Source organism: Pedobacter frigidisoli, from assembly GCF_032678525.1.
Classification (GTDB): Bacteria; Bacteroidota; Bacteroidia; order Sphingobacteriales; family Sphingobacteriaceae; genus Pedobacter; species Pedobacter frigidisoli_A.
The window spans coordinates 189,133-207,238 of sequence record NZ_JAVTSE010000007.1 but is presented as its reverse complement, the minus strand read 5'-3'; the positions used below and the strand labels follow the sequence as shown (position 1 = coordinate 207,238).

The 18,106-nt window shown below is 39.9% G+C and carries 16 protein-coding genes; 7 read left to right on the top strand and 9 right to left on the bottom strand.

Annotated features, from left to right (window positions below; all coding sequences use genetic code 11):
* Position 1: 1 nt before the first annotated feature.
* The 5 genes from R2Q80_RS18685 to htpG all read left to right on the top strand — a co-directional run bounded on the left by R2Q80_RS18685 (position 2) and on the right by htpG (position 7,849).
* Positions 2–3,112 (top strand): efflux RND transporter permease subunit, encoded by a 3,111-nt coding sequence (locus R2Q80_RS18685; protein ID WP_316801060.1) that lies wholly within the window; start codon positions 2–4, stop codon positions 3,110–3,112.
* Positions 3,102–4,427, top strand: coding sequence for a TolC family protein (locus R2Q80_RS18680; protein WP_316801059.1), 1,326 nt, complete (start codon positions 3,102–3,104; stop codon positions 4,425–4,427). The genes R2Q80_RS18685 and R2Q80_RS18680 overlap by 11 nt, the downstream gene beginning before the upstream one ends.
* Positions 4,428–4,443: 16 nt before the next feature.
* On the top strand, positions 4,444–5,298 hold the full coding sequence (locus tag R2Q80_RS18675; RefSeq protein WP_316801058.1) for an N-acetylglucosamine kinase: 855 nt from the start codon (positions 4,444–4,446) through the stop codon (positions 5,296–5,298).
* 116 nt (positions 5,299–5,414) lie between these two features.
* Positions 5,415–5,804: a PleD family two-component system response regulator gene (locus R2Q80_RS18670; protein WP_316801057.1), complete on the top strand. Its 390-nt coding sequence runs from the start codon at positions 5,415–5,417 to the stop codon at positions 5,802–5,804.
* A gap of 158 nt (positions 5,805–5,962) precedes the next feature.
* Positions 5,963–7,849, top strand: coding sequence for a molecular chaperone HtpG (htpG, locus tag R2Q80_RS18665; RefSeq protein WP_410478762.1), 1,887 nt, complete (start codon positions 5,963–5,965; stop codon positions 7,847–7,849).
* A 390-nt stretch (positions 7,850–8,239) separates the two neighbouring features.
* Here htpG and R2Q80_RS18660 read toward each other — a convergent pair whose 3' ends face one another.
* Positions 8,240–8,722 (bottom strand): type I restriction enzyme HsdR N-terminal domain-containing protein, encoded by a 483-nt coding sequence (locus R2Q80_RS18660; protein ID WP_047799076.1) that lies wholly within the window; start codon positions 8,720–8,722, stop codon positions 8,240–8,242.
* A 33-nt stretch (positions 8,723–8,755) separates the two neighbouring features.
* Positions 8,756–9,127, bottom strand: a complete 372-nt coding sequence (locus R2Q80_RS18655; protein WP_316801056.1) for a hypothetical protein — start codon at positions 9,125–9,127, stop codon at positions 8,756–8,758.
* Between the two features lie 353 nt (positions 9,128–9,480).
* On the opposite strand from R2Q80_RS18655, the gene R2Q80_RS18650 reads away from it, so the two are divergent.
* Positions 9,481–10,224: a LytTR family DNA-binding domain-containing protein gene (locus R2Q80_RS18650; RefSeq protein ID WP_316801055.1), complete on the top strand. Its 744-nt coding sequence runs from the start codon at positions 9,481–9,483 to the stop codon at positions 10,222–10,224.
* A 5-nt stretch (positions 10,225–10,229) separates the two neighbouring features.
* Here the strand turns inward: R2Q80_RS18650 and R2Q80_RS18645 are convergent, their stop codons facing one another.
* From R2Q80_RS18645 to R2Q80_RS18630, 4 genes are read right to left on the bottom strand one after another with little or no spacing between them, the layout of a single operon-like run.
* Positions 10,230–10,367 carry a hypothetical protein gene (locus tag R2Q80_RS18645; RefSeq protein ID WP_316801054.1) on the bottom strand — a complete coding sequence of 46 codons (138 nt, stop codon included), beginning with the start codon at positions 10,365–10,367 and terminating at the stop codon, positions 10,230–10,232.
* A 10-nt stretch (positions 10,368–10,377) separates the two neighbouring features.
* Positions 10,378–10,518 carry a hypothetical protein gene (locus R2Q80_RS18640; RefSeq protein ID WP_316801053.1) on the bottom strand — a complete coding sequence of 47 codons (141 nt, stop codon included), beginning with the start codon at positions 10,516–10,518 and terminating at the stop codon, positions 10,378–10,380.
* An 11-nt stretch (positions 10,519–10,529) separates the two neighbouring features.
* A complete protein-coding gene (locus R2Q80_RS18635; protein WP_316801052.1) occupies positions 10,530–10,670 on the bottom strand; it encodes a hypothetical protein in 141 nt (46 codons plus the stop codon).
* Between the two features lie 11 nt (positions 10,671–10,681).
* Positions 10,682–10,822, bottom strand: coding sequence for a hypothetical protein (locus tag R2Q80_RS18630; RefSeq protein WP_316801051.1), 141 nt, complete (start codon positions 10,820–10,822; stop codon positions 10,682–10,684).
* A gap of 144 nt (positions 10,823–10,966) precedes the next feature.
* Here R2Q80_RS18630 and R2Q80_RS18625 point away from each other — a divergent pair, with 144 nt between their 5' ends.
* A complete protein-coding gene (locus R2Q80_RS18625; RefSeq protein WP_316801050.1) occupies positions 10,967–12,082 on the top strand; it encodes a sensor histidine kinase in 1,116 nt (371 codons plus the stop codon).
* On the opposite strand, the gene R2Q80_RS18620 is transcribed toward R2Q80_RS18625, so the two are convergent.
* The 3 genes from R2Q80_RS18620 to R2Q80_RS18610 form a co-directional block, all read right to left on the bottom strand.
* Positions 12,079–14,871 (bottom strand): thiopeptide-type bacteriocin biosynthesis protein, encoded by a 2,793-nt coding sequence (locus R2Q80_RS18620; RefSeq protein ID WP_316801049.1) that lies wholly within the window; start codon positions 14,869–14,871, stop codon positions 12,079–12,081. The two genes, R2Q80_RS18625 and R2Q80_RS18620, sit on opposite strands and share 4 nt — an antisense overlap.
* A gap of 168 nt (positions 14,872–15,039) precedes the next feature.
* Positions 15,040–17,040 (bottom strand): OmpA family protein, encoded by a 2,001-nt coding sequence (locus R2Q80_RS18615; protein WP_316801048.1) that lies wholly within the window; start codon positions 17,038–17,040, stop codon positions 15,040–15,042.
* A gap of 9 nt (positions 17,041–17,049) precedes the next feature.
* Positions 17,050–18,051 carry a PorP/SprF family type IX secretion system membrane protein gene (locus R2Q80_RS18610; protein ID WP_316801047.1) on the bottom strand — a complete coding sequence of 334 codons (1,002 nt, stop codon included), beginning with the start codon at positions 18,049–18,051 and terminating at the stop codon, positions 17,050–17,052.
* Positions 18,052–18,106 lie beyond the last annotated feature (55 nt).

Here is an 18,106-nt window from a genome sequence, read left to right as displayed (position 1 = left end):
GATGAGTATCTCCACCACCAGTATTAAAAGACCGGTTCTAGCGATTGTAATGAACCTGCTGATTGTCCTTTTCGGGATTATCGGTTATACCTTTCTTGGTGTTCGCGAATATCCGTCTATCGATCCGACAGTAGTTTCCGTAAGAACCTCCTATCCGGGTGCAAATGCCGACATTATCGAATCGCAGATTACCGAACCACTGGAAAAATCAATCAATTCTATTGATGGAATCCGGAATATATCCTCATCCAGTAATCAGGGTACCAGCAACATTACAATCGAATTTAACCTGGATAAAAATATTGAAGAGGCTGCGAATGACGTAAGGGATAAGGTTTCGCAGGCCGCCAGAACACTTCCAAAAGATATTGATGGCTTGCCAACAGTAAGTAAAGCCGATGCAAACTCCGACCCTATCGTTTCCATGACCATCCAGAGCGATAAAAGAAATACCCTGGAGCTGAGTGATTTTGCTGAAAACGTGATCGCTGACAGGATCCAGACGATCCCCGGAGTGAGTAGTGTACAGATACAGGGCCAGCGAAAATATTCGATGCGGATCTGGATGGACCCCAATAAGCTAAGTGCTTACGGCTTAACCTCACAGGATATTGTTACGGCACTGGATAATGAAAACGTCGAACTTCCATCTGGTAAAATCACTGGCCAAACTACTGAGCTAACAGTTAAAACCCTGGGTAAACTAACCAATGAGGATGAATTTAATAACCTGATTCTAAAATCCGACAGCAACCAGGTGGTGCAACTGAAAGATGTTGGCTATGCAGTTTTGGGATCTGAGAACGAAGAAACAATATTGAGGGAGTCGGGCCGCCCCATGGTTGCTGTAGCCATTATTCCTCAGCCCGGAGCCAATTACCTCGACATCAGCAAAGAGTTTTACAAACGTTTTGACAAGCTGAAGGCAGATATGCCTAAAGACATTAAACTAAATGTTTCTTTAGATAATACCTTATTTATTAAACGATCGGTTACCGAAGTAGCCGAAACGATTGGTTTATCACTGGTATTGGTAATTCTGATCATTTACCTCTTTTTCAGGGATTGGGCAATTGCATTCCGCCCTTTAATTGATATTCCGGTGTCATTGGTATTTACGTTTTTTATCATGTATGCTTTTGGTTTTTCCATTAACGTACTCAGCCTGCTGGCCATCGTACTGGCTACCGGGCTGGTAGTAGATGATGGTATCGTGGTTACTGAAAATATATTTAAGAAAGTTGAAGAAGGTATGTCGCCATTTGAAGCGGCAATTAAAGGCTCAAACGAGATTTTCTTCGCGGTAATTTCCATATCCATTACTCTGGCTGCAGTATTCCTTCCTGTAATTTTCCTTCAGGGATTTGTTGGCCGTTTGTTCAGGGAATTTGGTATTGTAATCGGTGCAGCGGTATTGATTTCTGCGTTTGTGTCGCTTACCTTAACCCCTATGCTCAATGCCTATTTGATGAAACCAGGCGGACATAAGCCTTCCAGGTTTTACAACTGGACTGAACCTTATTTCGTAAAGCTAAACGATGCTTACGAATCCAACCTGAATAAGTTTTTAGACAAAAGATGGCTTTCCATTCCCATCATTGTGATTTGTGTGGGATTGATATTCCTGTTCTGGAAAATATTACCAAAGGAAACAGCCCCTTATGATGACAGGAGTGCCATTAACATCAATGCGACATTGCCGGAGGGCGCTTCTTTCACCTCAACGGATCAGTTTATCATGAAACTAAATCAGCTGGTGATCGACTCTGTTCCTGAGAAAAACGTGAATATCACGATTACCTCCCCTGGTTTTGGCGGTGCAGGCTCTACCAACTCCGGTTTTGTAAGAATGGGATTAATCAATCCGGAAGACAGGGAACGCACGCAAAAGGATATTGCTGATATGCTGACCAAAGCCACTAAAAAATATACTGAAGGAAAAGTAATCGTAAATCAACAGCCTACCATCTCAGTAGGCAGACGGGGTGGTTTACCCATAAGTTATATCATCCAGGCACAGAATTTCGAAAAACTAAGGGAGAAAGTCCCAGTCTTTATGGATGAGGTGGCTAAAGACCCAACCTTCACCGTATCGGATGTGAACCTGAAATTTAATAAACCCGAGATTAACCTGACCATCAACCGGGAGAAGGCAAAAAACCTTGGCGTATCCATAGCTGATATTGCGCAAACTTTAAACCTGGGCCTGAGCGGGCAGCGGTTCTCGTATTTTTTCATGAATGGAAAACAATACCAGGTAATCGGACAGTTTGATCGAACGGATAGAAAAGATCCGCTTGATTTGAGTTCTGTTTATGTGCGTAATGATAAAGGGGAGCTGATTCAGCTGGATAACCTGGTGACTGCAAAAGAAGAAAGCAGTCCGCCGCAATTATACCGTAACAACCGTTTTATCTCCGCAACGGTTTCGGCAGGCCTGGCGCCAGGGAAAAGTATTGGTGAGGGAATTGATGCGATGGATGCCATTTCTAAAAAAGTTTTAGATGAAACTTTCTCAACCGATCTAAGCGGGGAATCAAGGGATTTTAAAGAGAGCTCTTCAAATACAGTGTTTGCATTCGGCTTGGCCCTACTATTGGTTTACCTGATTTTATCAGCACAGTTTGAGAGTTTCAAAGATCCCATCATCATCATTTTAACCGTTCCAATGGCTGTGGCCGGTGCCTTTTTATCTTTATGGCTATGTGGCCAAAGCTGGAATATCTTTAGTCAGATTGGTACCATCATGTTAATTGGTCTGGTGACTAAAAACGGGATTTTAATTGTTGAATTTGCCAACCAGCTTAAGGAGAAAGGAATTCCCATCCCTGAAGCCATTAGGGAAGCAGCTGTTTCACGACTTCGCCCGATTTTGATGACCAGCCTGGCCATTGCCATCGGTGCCCTCCCTATTGCCCTGGCATTAGGCGCTGCCGCAAAGAGCAGAATGAGTATGGGAACTGTTATTGTAGGCGGAACCACGTTTTCACTTGTATTAACCTTATTCGTGATTCCGGCCATTTACTCTTACTGGGCAAAACCCTATAAACCTAATAAACAACTGAAAGATGCACATCGCTTTGAACAGGAAGCTTTACACAATGAAGAATAAGATGATGGGTAAAAGATTAAGCATATTTCTTTTCATTTTGAGCTTATCCCTTTCGGGCTTCGCCCAGGAAAAACTCAGCTTGCAGGAGGCTATCAGCATTGCACTGCAAAACAATTACGACATTAAAATCAGTAAGAATGATATTTCCATAGCTAAAAACAATGCCAACATAGGCAATGCCGGAATGTTGCCAACGCTTACCGGAACTTATTCGAATGGTGGAAGTATTCAAAATACGCGACAATCGCCGGCAACCGGGGCAGAAAGGGTGATTACCGGGGCGAGAAGTACCAACAACGACCTTGGGGCCGACTTAAACTGGACAGTATTTGATGGCTTTAGCATGTTTGCCAATTACGACCGCTTAAAGGAGTTACAAAAGCAGGGTGAGGCTACTTCACGATTAGCCATACTCACAACGGTTGCTGATGTAGTTACCGCTTATTACGATATAGTAAGGCAGCAACAGCTCCTCATAGCTGCCGATAGTGCCATGGATGTTTCAGTATTGCGCACTAACATTGCTAAAACAAAACTTCAGCTGGGCAGAGGCTCAAAACTAGATGTATTAACAGCCCAGGTTGATTACAACACCGATACCTCAAACTATCTTCAGGTTAAAAATGCTTTACAGGTGGCAAAAGTCCGCCTCAATCAGATTCTGGTGAGAGACATCAGCACCAGTTTTGCAGTTAGCAACAGCATAGAGGTGGATAAAGGAATTTTATTTACCAGCCAGGCCGAGCTGGCAGAAAAGCAAAATCCCAATGTACAGTACGCCTTTATCAATCAGCGCATTGCTGCTTTAAATCTAAAATCAATCAGGGGGGCAAGATATCCCGCAATCAGCCTGAATTCGGGGTATAGCCGTTCTAACAGTACCACCCCTACCGGTTTCAACCAGAAATTCGCAGCGAATGGATTTACCTATGGGGTTACTGCCAGTTTGAATTTGTTCAACGGATTTTTACAAAGGCAACAGGAAAGAAATGCAAAAATTGAAATAGAAACAGCGAGCTTAAACCTCAACAAGACTAAGCTTGATGTGAATTCACAACTGCTTACCGCTTACCAGAATTACAGTACCTATCTTGATTTGATTAAGCTGGAGCAGCGTAACGTAGATATTGCAAAAGAGAATCTCGACATTACCCTGGCCAAATACCGGCTGGGCAGTATTGCACCTTTGGAGCTAAGAGAGGCACAACGCAATGCTATTGATGCCCAAAACCGCTTTATAGAAATGCAGTATCAGGCTAAAATTGCAGAAACTACGCTGAAAGAAATTAGCGGAAATATAGATTTATCCAATTAATCTCTATATTTAGTGCATGATACTTGTTGCAGATAGTGGCTCATCAAAAACGGATTGGATGGGCTATCTTGATGGTGAGACCATTAAGTTCAATACCCCTGGAATAAATCCTTATTTTTTAAATGAGCAAGACATCAGCAAGCTGATTTTGAAAAATGAAAGCGTTGTTCAGTATGCTGATCAAGTAAAAGAAATTTATTTCTTTGGTGCCGGGTGTTCTTCACCTGATAAACATGAAGTAGTCTCAAACGGACTTTCGGCTGTCTTCACCAAATCATTCATCTCTGTCGACCATGATTTACTTGGATCTGTTTATGCTACCTGCGGCGACAGCGAGGGCTTGAACTGCATTTTAGGTACAGGCTCGAACATCTGTTACTTTGATGGAAAGAAAATTCACGACGGACATCATGGCTTAGGCTATGTTCTGGGCGATGAAGGGTCGGGAACTTTTTTCGGCAAAAAGGTTCTCCTCGCCTATCTATACAACAAAATGCCCGCGCCGCTGGCTGCAGAATTTAAAAAAGCCTTCCCTGCCGATAAAGAGCAGATTATCACCAACGTTTACCAGAAATCATTCCCGAATATCTACCTGGCCGGTTTTAGCCGTTTCATGGCAAATCACAAAGAACATCCCTTTATCCAGGAAATACTGAGAACAGGCTTTCAGGAATTTGTGGATACCAACGTAAAAGATTATCCAAAATACAAAAGCGTACCCTGCCATTTTGTAGGCTCTATTGCCTATTACTATCAGGAAGAACTCATTAGCGTATTAAAAGAAAACAAAATAGAACCGGGCAAAATACTCCAGAAACCCATCGATGAGCTTTTCAACTTCATTCTGGAAAAAGAAGGTATTATTAACTAGGCCAGCTAAGTACCAGTTTCAGGGTATAAACTTATTGTTAAAATATTCTTAAGATTTTAAACATAAGCACATACATTTTGTTATAATTTTGGAAGCAGAACAATTGCGCAGAACATATGAAGAGAATATTAGTAGTGGACGATGATATTGAAGTTTTAGAAACTATTCAATTGATACTTGAAATTGGTGGATTTAAAGTTTCCGCACTTAACGATGGTGAAGAAGTCTTCAACCGCATCGAGAGCTTTAATCCTGACCTGATTTTACTGGACATTTCCCTTGGCCACATTGACGGGCGTGTATTGTGTGAACAATTGAAATCTCTCGAAAGCACCTCTAAAATTCCAATTCTGCTGATATCCGGTTTATACGATCAGAAAGATTTTACCACTTTAAATTATGGGCAGGATGATTTCCTTTCCAAACCCTTCCAAATGGATGTGCTATTGAAAAAAATCGCAAAAATCCTTTCATTGGAACAAGATCAAAGTCATTTATTGAATTAATTCAGCTATACTTATTCTAAAGCCAGGAAACCAAAGCGTTTGCCTGGCTTTTTTATTTCCCTTCAAGTGTATCCCGCCCACTCTCTGTCATTTTGACAATTAAAGCGGTTTGGAACAGGCATTGATATGCAAGTGTAGATTAAATAATTTATTTACATATGAGCATACAGGAAAAAGGAAATATTTCGATCCACACTGAGAATATTTTCCCGATAATTAAAAAGTTTTTATACTCGGATAACGAGATTTTTCTTCGCGAGCTGGTTTCTAATGCTGTTGATGCTGTACAGAAAATTAAAAGACTAGGTTCACTAGGGCAGTTTAACGGCGAAGTTGGCCAACCATTGGTAAAAGTTGCAGTTGATAAAGACGCCAAAACCATTACCATCAGTGACAATGGATTGGGTATGACTGCTGAGGAGATCAAAAAATACATCAACCAGGTTGCATTTTCAGGTGCCAGCGAATTCGTTGAAAAGTTTAAAGATGCTAAAGATGCCAACGAAATCATTGGTAAATTCGGTTTGGGCTTCTACTCTGCATTCATGGTTGCTGATCTGGTAGAAATCCAGACATTATCCTTCCAGGAAGGTTCAGAACCCGCCCGTTGGGTTTGTGACGGAAGTACTGAATTTGAAATTACGGAAGGCAACAGAACCACCCGCGGTACTGATATCATCCTACATGTAAACAAAGATTCTGAAGAGTTCCTAGAAGACTCGAAGCTCCAGGAAATCCTGGATAAATATGCTAAATTCTTACCTGTCCCTATCCAGTTTGGTACTAAAACCGAATCGGTAGAAGATGGTGAAGATGCGGAGGGCAAAAAACAATATAAAGATGTAGAAGTTGATAACATCATCAATACTACAAACCCAATCTGGACAAAAGCACCTGCAGATTTGTCAGATGAGGACTACCTAAGCTTTTACCGCGAATTATATCCATTTAGCGAAGAGCCTTTATTCTGGATTCACTTAAATGTGGATTATCCGTTTAATCTTACCGGAGTATTGTATTTCCCTAAGTTGAAAAACGACTTTGAAATGCAACGCAACAAAATCAAGTTGTATTCCCGCCAGGTATTCATTACTGATGAGGTAAAAGACATCGTTCCGGAATTCCTGATGTTGCTTCACGGGGTGATCGATTCACCGGATATTCCGCTTAACGTATCACGTAGTTTCTTACAGGCTGACAGCAACGTTAAGAAAATCAATAACTACATCACCAAAAAAGTAGCAGATAAACTATCTGAACTTTTCAAACAGGATCGCAAATCTTTCGAAGATAAATGGAAAGACATTGGCTTGTTCGTTAAATATGGTATGATCAGTGAGGAGAAATTCTATGACAAAGCTAAAGACTTCGCTTTGGTAGGCAATACCAAAAATGAGTTGTTTACCTTAAACGAATATAAGGAGAAAGTGGCACCGCTGCAGACTGATAAAAACGGAACAGTAGTGTATTTGTATTCGAATGATGCCTCTAAACAGGATGCGTTTATTCAATCGGCCAACAAGAAGGATTACGATGTGCTGGTACTTGATTCTCCGATCGACAACCACTTCATTAACCAGATGGAACAAAAACTGGAGAAAACCACTATTAAGCGTGTTGACTCGGGTGTTGCAGATAAACTGATTGATAAAGATGAGGTTAATGAGCACGTGTTAAGCGAAGACCAGGTTAAAGAAGTTTCGGCTATTTTCGAAAAAGCCATCACTAAACCAGGGATGCAGGTGGAAGTTGTTGCTTTAAATTCGGATGAGTTACCGGTAACCATTACCATGGATGAGTTTATGCGCCGCATGAAAGATATGGCTGCTATGGGTGGCGGTATGGGCTTCTACGGTCAAATGCCAGACAGCTACAAAGTAGCCATCAACGGAAACCATAAACTGGTAAGCAAAATCCTAAAGGCTGAAGGCGAGGAACAAAGTAACCTGGCTAAGCAGGCTGTCGATTTAGCTTTATTGGCTCAGGGAATGCTAACAGGTGCAGAACTAACTGCATTTGTAAGCAGAAGCGTAGAGTTGATTTAAACCAATCTACTTTTAACATAAAAAAGAGAAGCTAGCGCTTCTCTTTTTTTGTTTTACGGCATGGGTATAAAACTCATTATATTTTTACCATACAAGGCATTGAAGGAAATATAAGCCATGGGTCTTATATGAACCTTACATGCCTTACCTGGTAATAGTTCACTCAACTTTTTCCTGATGTATATTTCCGCAATTTATGATCCTTTAACTCAGGTGAGCTAAGGTATGTTAAGTGGTTAAAAAACAAAGCATGTAGCGCATGATTAGCGAACTTATACACCTCAGATGGTGATTAAAAGCCAAATGCCGTAAAATAAAAAATCCTGATCTTAATCAGGATTTTAGGGTAAGAATTTTCGGGAACTCTTAGATTAAAATAAATATTTTCGACTATGCTGGCTTGTGCTCAACTTTGAAGTAATCTTTGTGATCTTCGATCATTTTAGCAATTGTTGCCGCTTTAGTATCGGTAAGTTTAAATTCAAATGCCGGTTCCTGATTCTTTTTAGAACGCACCATTTTATCAGTATAGAAACGGTAAACTAATCCATTGGTTAATAAACCGTACTTTGCTTTAGTTTTGCGGAAGTACTTTGATAAACGTGAATCGTGAATATCAAGGTTATCATCGTGGTGTTTACACTCTACCAGAATGGTCGGCTCGCCGTCCTTCATAATGGTATAATCTACTTTTTTGCTTTTTTTAACGCCAAAATCCAAAACAGCTTCAGTCTGAACTTCTGAAGGATCGAAACCTAAAATCTGAATAAAGGGCATTACTAACGCATTTCTGGTTAAGTCTTCAGACTGCACCTGAGGAAGCATCTTCTTAACTCTCGTGGCAAATTGGCCAATTTCATCTTTCAGTTCCATGTTAACTTATTGATTATATTTTTATAGGGATGATTAATTGCTGCTATACTGATTAAATACAGTATTTACATTAGAAATGATCTGATCCAAACCTCTCTTATCGAAGAAGTTTCTGTTCAACATCGCAACCATATAGTTCAACTTGGTTACATCAGTTGCCTGCATTGCAGACTGGAAGTTTCTAATTCCGTCTTTAATTGCCTGTTGTACATAAGTACGTACAATCAAAAACGACTTTTTAAAAGCGAATTCAGTTTCACGCTCACCTCTGTTGGGTGCATAGAAATTAAGTTTGCTGTATTCTTTTTGCATTCTCTGATAGATATCAGCAGAAATTGCCTGATTACCAATGATCCCTTTGTAATAAATATTGTTTAATAAAAACTCGTATTCGTTGTGTCTCATTGCAATGTTTCTTAGGGTATTATTTTAATAATCTTTTTGTGTTTACCAACCCATTATTGTATGGCCTGTTTTTAATTTGCTTATCTACAGGCTACACAAGATTGGGCAGGCAGATGTTGTTTTTAATTGAAGAGGTTAATCATTCAATTATTTGTTTTTGGCAAACAGTATAAAGATTAGAAAAAGATTAAGGTTCGTTTATTTTTTTACATGAACCCATTGGTTTATTACATGAAACCCGAACTCCATTACATGAAAACCATGGGCATATTTTTTTTTGATACTTTGCAGAAGCCATTCCTTTTTTTATTTAACTTGCATCAATTCACTCCAAACAGACAGAATAAGAAATCATGAATCTAAAATGCGTTGTGATAGACGACGAGCAACATGCAATTGAGGTGCTAACTGACCATATTGCGGAGATGCCAGGTCTTACAATTTTTAAGACATTTACCAGCCCTGTTCAGGCATTGACAGAAATCAGTGTAGACGATGAAATTGATTTATTGTTCATGGATATTGATATGCCTGGGATCAATGGAATTGAACTGGCGAAAAACATCAGGGAAAAGAGTAAGTATCTCATCTTTACAACTGCTCACCCCGATTATGCCTTACAGGCATTCGATGTGCAGTCAGACCAATACCTGCTGAAGCCGATATCATTTGCGAAATTTGCGCTAGGAATTGACAGAATCCTGAAAAAAGAAGCTAATAATGCGAAAGCGTCGCTTAAAGAAGCAGAACAGGTTTCTGCGCTTTACATCAAAGGCGATCATAAATATGCTTTTTCCAATATTGCGATTGATGAAATTCTATATATCAAAGCTTTACAGAATTATATACAGATCATTACGAAGTCAGAAACGCACACCACGTATCTTACCCTGAAAGAGATCGAAAAAGCTTTGGAAAACCACGCCTTTATTCGGGTAAATAAATCGAATATTGTGGCTAAATCAGCAATAAAGAAGGTTGATGGAAATATTATCCGTTTGGTAAATAACGAAATGATCCAGATTGGCGAAGGCTATAAAGAAGCATTCTTCGCCTATGTACAGAGTAGTTTACTAAAATCTAACAGAAGTCAGTAAACCAGTTAGATAGCAACAATAAAACTTGTAGCAATGGTTTGGCTCATATCAGTAGTAGGGCTCATGTAAGCACTTTGACTTTTGATATTTTTAAAAACAAATGCAGTTTTCTTAGAAAGCTGTGGAGTATTTTGGGTTTTCATCTGGATAAAATTATAAACCTACAATAAAACTGGTTGCAATAGTCTGGCTTTGATCTCCGGTTGGGTGAGTACTGAAATTATTTTGAGCTTTAACGTTTCTATAAACAAAAACAGTTTTTTTAACAAGCTTTGAAGTATTTTGAGTTTTCATGTGAATGATGTTTAGAATGCTACGATAAAACTGGTTGCAATGGTTTGACTTTGATCTCCGGTTGGGTGAGTGCTAAAGTTATTTTGAGCTTTAATGTTTTTATAAACAAAAACAGTTTTTTTAACAAGCTTCGAAGTATTCTGAGTTTTCATATAAATAATGTTTAAAGACCTACAATAAAACTGGTTGCAATAGTTTGGCTTTGATCTCCGGTTGGGTGCGTGCTAAAGTTATTTTGAGCCTTAATGTTTTTATAAACAAAAACAGTTTTTTTAACAAGCTTTGAAGTATTTTGAGTTTTCATGATTCTTTAATTATTATATTATTTATTTTGTTCCGTATTAACTGGTGTAAAGGTGCGGCGAGAAAATCGCCTCAACCATTTTTTTACACAAAACATAGGTTTTGGAAGATTAAAACCTTATTTCAATAGATCTAAATGGTAAAAATGTCCTCATTAAATTTTAAACTACTTTACAATAAATACAAGCTTCATCTCTTGGTATGGTGCCTTTACATCATTTATGAAGTATTTATCCTGGGTATTATCAGCAATTATTTCCGTCCTCCTGCGGTTTACTTTATTGTTTACTTTAATAACATAATTGCTTTTTATCTGCATGCTTTTCTCTTTCAAAAAGCTTTAAATTCCCAACTATTCAGGTTCAAATTTCTAAGGTACATCTTCACTATATCCCTTGTAATTTTCACATATGTTATTCTTAGTAGTATTCTATTTATATCTTTTGAAAAAATCGGGTTGATCGAACCAGATGCCAAAAGAACGCTTAATGCTGATTTTGTTTTATCGTGTATTTACAGGTCACTTTTATATATAGGCTTTTCTATTGGCTACGTCTACATCCTGAAATCTTTTGAAGATAGGAAAAAAGTAGAGGCACTTGAACGTCAAACCCTTGTTACACAAATAGAAAAGCAGGCTTTGGAAAATGATTTGGTGCAATCGCAAAATAACTACCTCCGGAGTCAGATTAATCCTCATTTTTTATTCAATACATTAAATTTCATCTATAACGATGCGCGCAAGAAGGCACCCATGGCTGCAGACGCAATTATGAACCTGGCAGAAATGATGCGCTATGCTTTAAAAAGACCCGAAGCATCGGAAATGGTTCCCTTAAATGAGGAAATTGAACAAATTGAACACCTGATCAACCTCCATAAGCTCAGAACAGCAAATACAATTAATCTGGAACTGGAAGTGGTTGGTGATTTATTTGGCTTACGCTTCCCCCCGCTTATTCTCCTGACGCTGGTAGAGAATATCTTTAAGCACGGCAATGTTACGCATTCCACACAACCCGCATTGATCAAAATTGTTTACGAAACAAACAATTTAAATATCACTACGATTAATATGGTGAACGACAACAAAGGAAAACAAACTGAAAGCCATCATGTAGGAATCGACAACATCAATAAACGTTTGGCAAATTTTTACGGCGAAGATTACTTATTCAGGTACTACAGGGATCCTTTAAACAGGTACATTACGGAAATCGATATCGACGTCATCAATCCGCTGGCTAAACTCAACCGTTAATTATTCATGGCCTTTTGCCTTTGCAGCTCTTTCAGCAAAAAGTAATACATTACCATTTCGTAAACCCTCTGGTCTTTGTTGAACAGACGGTTTACGTGCATGTGCATCAGATCGCTGAAAAGTTTAAATCTTTTTTGAGATGGACACTGGCCTAGAACCTTGACAAAACTTTGGGCAAAAGCAGTAAATTTAGCCTGCTGCTCATCATTAAATACTTGAGGTGACGCGTTTTTAAACAACTGATACTGGCTATTCAGTTTTTTGAAATCTGAGGCATCAAGTTCATGTTCTTCATTGAATACATCAGAAATTAATTTCGCAAGAATAATAAAATCTTTCCCATCGAAATCTATCGCAGTTTTGATTATTGCAATCAGATTCAGGCAATACCGGTATTTATCAAAAGGTTCGGGTGCAGTTTCAAATAAAGACAGTACATACTCGCTGTCAATATTGAAGTGATCCTCAACTGCAACAATTAACTGAGCACCGTAACGGGCAATTTCCCGTTTATAGGTTTTGATCTGGATATCAGAAACCAGTCCGCAACTCAGGTATATATTTAAACCGCCAACAAAAGCGGCGGTGAGCAACTGACTATCTTGCAGGTCATTCAACAATATTCTAAAACGGATGTGGTTTCCCCCCTCATTATACCGGATAAAGAACCAGCTTTTGATGTGATCAGCATATTGGTCAACGAAAGGCGCAATGGTTTCTGCCAGCACCTGATCAGTACGTTGCTGGTGGCAGAAAATTTCAAAATACAACCACTCCTCTCCCGGTGGAAAGCTTTCTTTCACTTCTAAAAAAGAATCCGGCTGAATTATTCCACGATATATTTTCTCCTGATGATAAAGGCCTAAAACAAACTGCGCAAGGTAAGGCTTCCCATGCTCATCAATCACAGCACCGGCACCAGGCAGCACTACCTCTTCAATATAAAAGCTTTCCTGTTTCTGTACATATTGCAAAAAGGCGGTTAAATCTTCATCACGATCTACCTGAAAACACAAAGTTTGATCAGATAAGCCTGTTTTGAAACAGGCAGTTACATTCCTGTTTTTTAGATAAATCCTGCATTGTTCAACGGCTACCGGCTGTTTGTCCTGGTAGAAATCTCTCTTATTAAGCTTCCACTTACGGGCACTTAATACCACGTTCTGATACTGGAGTCGGGGATAGTTGTCCAATTCCGGAAACAAGCCATCCAGCGGTAGTGAAAGACTGGTTTGTGCGTGATGGTGTTGTAAGTCGCACAACATACGGAACACCGATAAATCAGACCTCGTATAATTATAGGCTGATGCCATTTTAGGCACAATCCGCTTATTCAAACTTTTAGAGCGCAGAACAATTTCGGAGTTGATGATGGAAATCTGAATGTCGTTCAGCGAAAGGGGCTCTGCGGAAGTATCAAAATTTAATATGGAAAGCTGGTGCTGATAAACCAGCTTCCTCCGGTTGATATTATCTACAGTAGCCTCAACCATGTAGGCCACATCGAAAAACAATACATCAGGATTAGCATTTTGTTCAATAGCAGAAATTTGCTTACAATAGGTATCTACGGTATCACTTGCCATGGTGAAACGCCCACTTAAGGCATTTGCCGTTGGTCCGCCGATCTGATCTGCAAAGATCAATCCATCGGCAAGCCGTAAAAGCATACTGATAGAGTTTGGTAGCGGATTCCCCTTTTCCCTGGGCTGAACGGAGAGCTTATCCAGGAAAATCGTTTCTCCGTCTTCAAACTGCTGTGTAGAAATTTTTTGAGATATTAAAGCCTTTACATCCCGGCCATCCAGTGTTTTTTGCTTGCGGATGCTGAGCTGTGTAATTAAATCATCACCATTCCCGGCGTGTTCCAGTTCATCATAGCCTACCCCTATTTCAGGATCCAGCGCCTGCATAAGGGGAACTTCCTTGCCTTCAAATTTTTTGACAAATTTCGCTATAAACAACTTTAAGGCCTCCCGTTCACCTGATGGGAGAATACCCTGCAGGAAAGCTATGGCTTCCGGTATAGTTTGTAAATCCTGCGCCGAAATACTGCCCCGGGCATTTCTTTCCGCAATAATATAGGCGGGTGAAACAGCCTCCCTTTTTAATCCTATCCGGTTGAAATAATCCTCACCGATAATATTTGCATCATAATTGGTAAAAATCAGCTGCAGTTCGTGCATCTCCCGTAACAGGTCGTGAAGGCCTGCCGTTCCGGTTTCATCAAGGCCCAGCTGATCGGCCAGGTCATTCACCCTCAACGGCGCCAGGCAGGCATCCAGTATCTGAAGTACAAAGTCGTCCTGTTCAATCTCGGCCAGTTCAAATAAGCCATTGGTACAGGCAATGTACCGGAGGGTATCGGGCAACAGATAAAAACTACTGTTACTGAACAGTAAACAGTTGTTGGCAATTAACTGATTAAAATCGAAATTGATATCATTTTTCAATGGCCAATCCACCAGGGACGTTAATTGCTGCTCCTGACTGATCACCACAGGCTTAACATCAGTAGAAAATGCATCTTTTAAAATACTGAAGCTGGCAAACGTTCCGTATGGTGTGGAGCGAAACTTAGCCCGGTTAAAATACTTCCATACCGTAAAGTAAATTTTTGGCGGCAATGCAGAAAGTTCACTGGCACTTACATCTTTGATGGTTTCATAAAAATCCGATGAAGAAATGGCAATAGCAGATTTCAAATCTTCCCAACAATCTGTTAATTCGGCTAAATAAGAGAATCTTGGTGTTCTGAATACGATTGTCGGGTGGATTTTTACTTTCATCTGTAGGTTGTGAACTGCCGAAAATTACAAAGATTATTTTGAAAATGTAACAAACAAAATTCACCCTTCACCCCCTAACCATTATCCTGTATAGTTCTGCCAATGCCTCTTAAAAAAAAGAGGCTGCTTTTTAAGGCAACCTCTTGGTTATAAATGATTAGATATGTTCTATTTTTTGGTAACCTTAAACTCAGTTCGTCGGTTCTTAGCCCTTCCAGCAGGATTGTCTTTTTTCTTCCTGCCATAACCAATTGTATTTGGTGCGATAGGCATCGATTCACCATATCCTTTAGAAGTCATTCTGTTTGCAGCAATACCTTTACTGATCAGGTAATCAACACACGATTGTGCCCTGCGGTTAGAAAGATCGAGGTTATACTCGTCGGTACCAATGTTATCGGTATGCGCATTTAACTCAATTTCCATTTCAGGATTATCTTCCATAATCGGAATCAGAAAATCCAGTACCAGCTTTGATGGTTCAGTTAAATCAGCGCTATCAAACTCATAGTACACGTTATCAAGTGTAATCGGAATGCCCAGCTTAAACGGACTTAAGCAATAGTCTTTATAAATCAGTGTATCGGCTTTAGCCAGTTCTTCGTAAGCATAATTTTTGGTGATGGTAAAATAATTGTCTTTCGAAAAAGCCAGTTTCACCGGACGCTTTGAATCTACTTTAAAGGTATATACCCCATCAGTACCAGTTGTCATCTTTTGTTCGCGCTCTACGTTGGTTAAAGTAACCGAGGCATCGGCAAGTGGTTTTTTAGTTTTACAATCCGTTAAAATACCCTTAACGGTAAGGAATTCTTTTCTGATCTCGAAAACTTCTAAACAGCATGACGATTCCCGGTCTGAGCTAATGAATCCTTTTGATCCGCTGGCATCGGTCGCTGTGAAATAAACATCATCTTTTGAAGAGTTAAAAGGGTAGCCCAGGTTTTTAGGTTTGGTCCAGGTGATCAGGTCTCCTTCAGCTTCAAAGAAATCCAGACCGCCAAGCCCTACCCTGCCATCTGTACTGAAAAGTAGTTTTTTAGTTTTAACGTTGTAATACGGCGCGCGTTCATCATCTTCCGTATTAATGTCGGCACCAAGGTTCACTGGCTGACCTAAAGTTCCATCTTCGCGGATGGTGCAGAACCAGATATCATATTTCCCAAAGCCCCCGGAACGATCAGAAGAAAAAAGCAAATACTTACCGTCACCCGTTACGAAGGGTTGTGTTGAATTAAAATCCCTGCTGTTTACTTCCAGTCCAAGTGGTAAGGGATCGCTCCATTTTTCACCAATTTTCTTAGCACTGTAAATCGAGTAGTTTCCTTTATCTATCCAGCCGGTAAAGTACAAGGTATTTCCATCTGGCGAAAAGCTCGGTGCTGCAACCTCTAAATTTTTTGGAAAAGTAATATCCACTGTTTTAACAGCAATATCAGCTGCAGCTAAATCTCCGCTTGCTTTATAAAGGTTATTAATAAAGGGGTTGTTTTTGGTTGAAACCTGTACTTCTCCCGCATCCGTTTTAACAATATCCTTTTTACTTCCTACCGCCACCGGGCGCGAGGAGGTAAAATAAAAGTCGCCATTGATTTTTACCGGAGCATAGTTAGATCCTAAACCATTGATATGCCCGGGCATTTTTTTAACCTGTACCATGCGTGGAAACCGCATTTCCTCTATGGCAAATTTGCACGATTCAATTTCTTTTTGTGCATCTTTCGTTAGCGGATCGCCCACATTTTTCTGTATAAACTGAGAAAATGCAGTAATGGCTTGCGTAAACTTTCTATTGGCCCTTAAGGCTTCGGCATAATAGAAAAGTGCTTTTCTAAATCGGGTATTGCTGAAAGTAATGGCCACACCATAGTATTTTTCGGCCTCGTTAAACTCCCTGTAAAGTCTGCTCGACTCGGCCAGGTTGTAGATAGAGCCTTCATAATCCTCAATCGCCCGCTCTTCAGTAGCTGTTTTTCTTTCCTTTCCATAAGGTAAAACTGCCTGTGCACTATCGCCGGTGATCTTTAGTGCCTTTTTATAAAAAGTAGATGCTGCATAATAGTCTCCGTTCTCGAAGTAAGTATCGGCAACTCTTTTATAATTGACCACATATTGGGCATGTGCAAAACCGCAAAAAGCTATTAATAAAATGAGTAATGTTTTTTTCATTTGCTTAAATTATAAACGTGGACAAAAGAAGTTTGGACCGATAATACCATTACGTCCGATCAATGAAATGGATAGTTCCAAACCACCATTGCTATTCGAAGCCCGGTTAAATGATGATGTATTCACATCATAGCTTAAACCAAACACCATATTTCTCAATTGTAAACCAACAAAAGCAATTGCAGCATCCTTTAAACGATAGTTACCGCCAAAAAGAATATTTGCGCTTGGGTTAACATTCAACTGGGCATATGCACCCAGAGAAGTTTCGCTGGTATTTCCCTGCGACATATACAAAGCATTTGGAACGATATCCAGTAATTGTGATGCTTTAATACGTGCACCACCATGTGCGGTAAAACGAACCGGAATCCGGGAATTTGTTCCTGAAAAGCGGTCCATCGGCCGGGTTAAATGCGCCGCGCTAACCCCTGCAAATACATTTACATTCTGGTTGGGATTTCCATCGAAAAACATTACACCCGCATTCACATCGGGTACCAGTGAGGATTGCGAAGAAAGTGTCTCTCCACTCATCATCCCGCCATCATAACCCGAAAGCGGATTAAACTGGTTTCCGAAACGCGCCTGAGAAAAATCAAAACTTCTGTTAATCACTCCTGCCTGTAATCCAAAGTTTACTGTCTGCAAACCCTCTTTACCAAAACGTAAACGATACGATCCGGAAACAAGAGCAGTGAGGTAGTTAAAATCTAACTCACCTGCTCTTTGGTTTAATACGGTTGCACCGAAAGCAAAATTCTTCTTGGGAGCAAGATCAAAAGATGCTCCCCCGGTTAAAAATGAACTGTTAAGTGAGCTCCATTGTTGTTTGAAGTTTACCGAACCACGGTAATCACCATCGATAACGCCTGTAAGTGCGGGGTTTAACCAAAGCGGATAGGCATAATACTGTGAAAAGTGGGGATCCGTTTGTGCAAAGGATTTAGTTGTACACAACGCTAATCCAACTATTGCCACATATATTTTAAAAGCCGATAGTAGTTTCATGGTATTTATTTTTAACTGTTTATTATTTAATCCGCTCCTGACGTGCTTAAGGCAC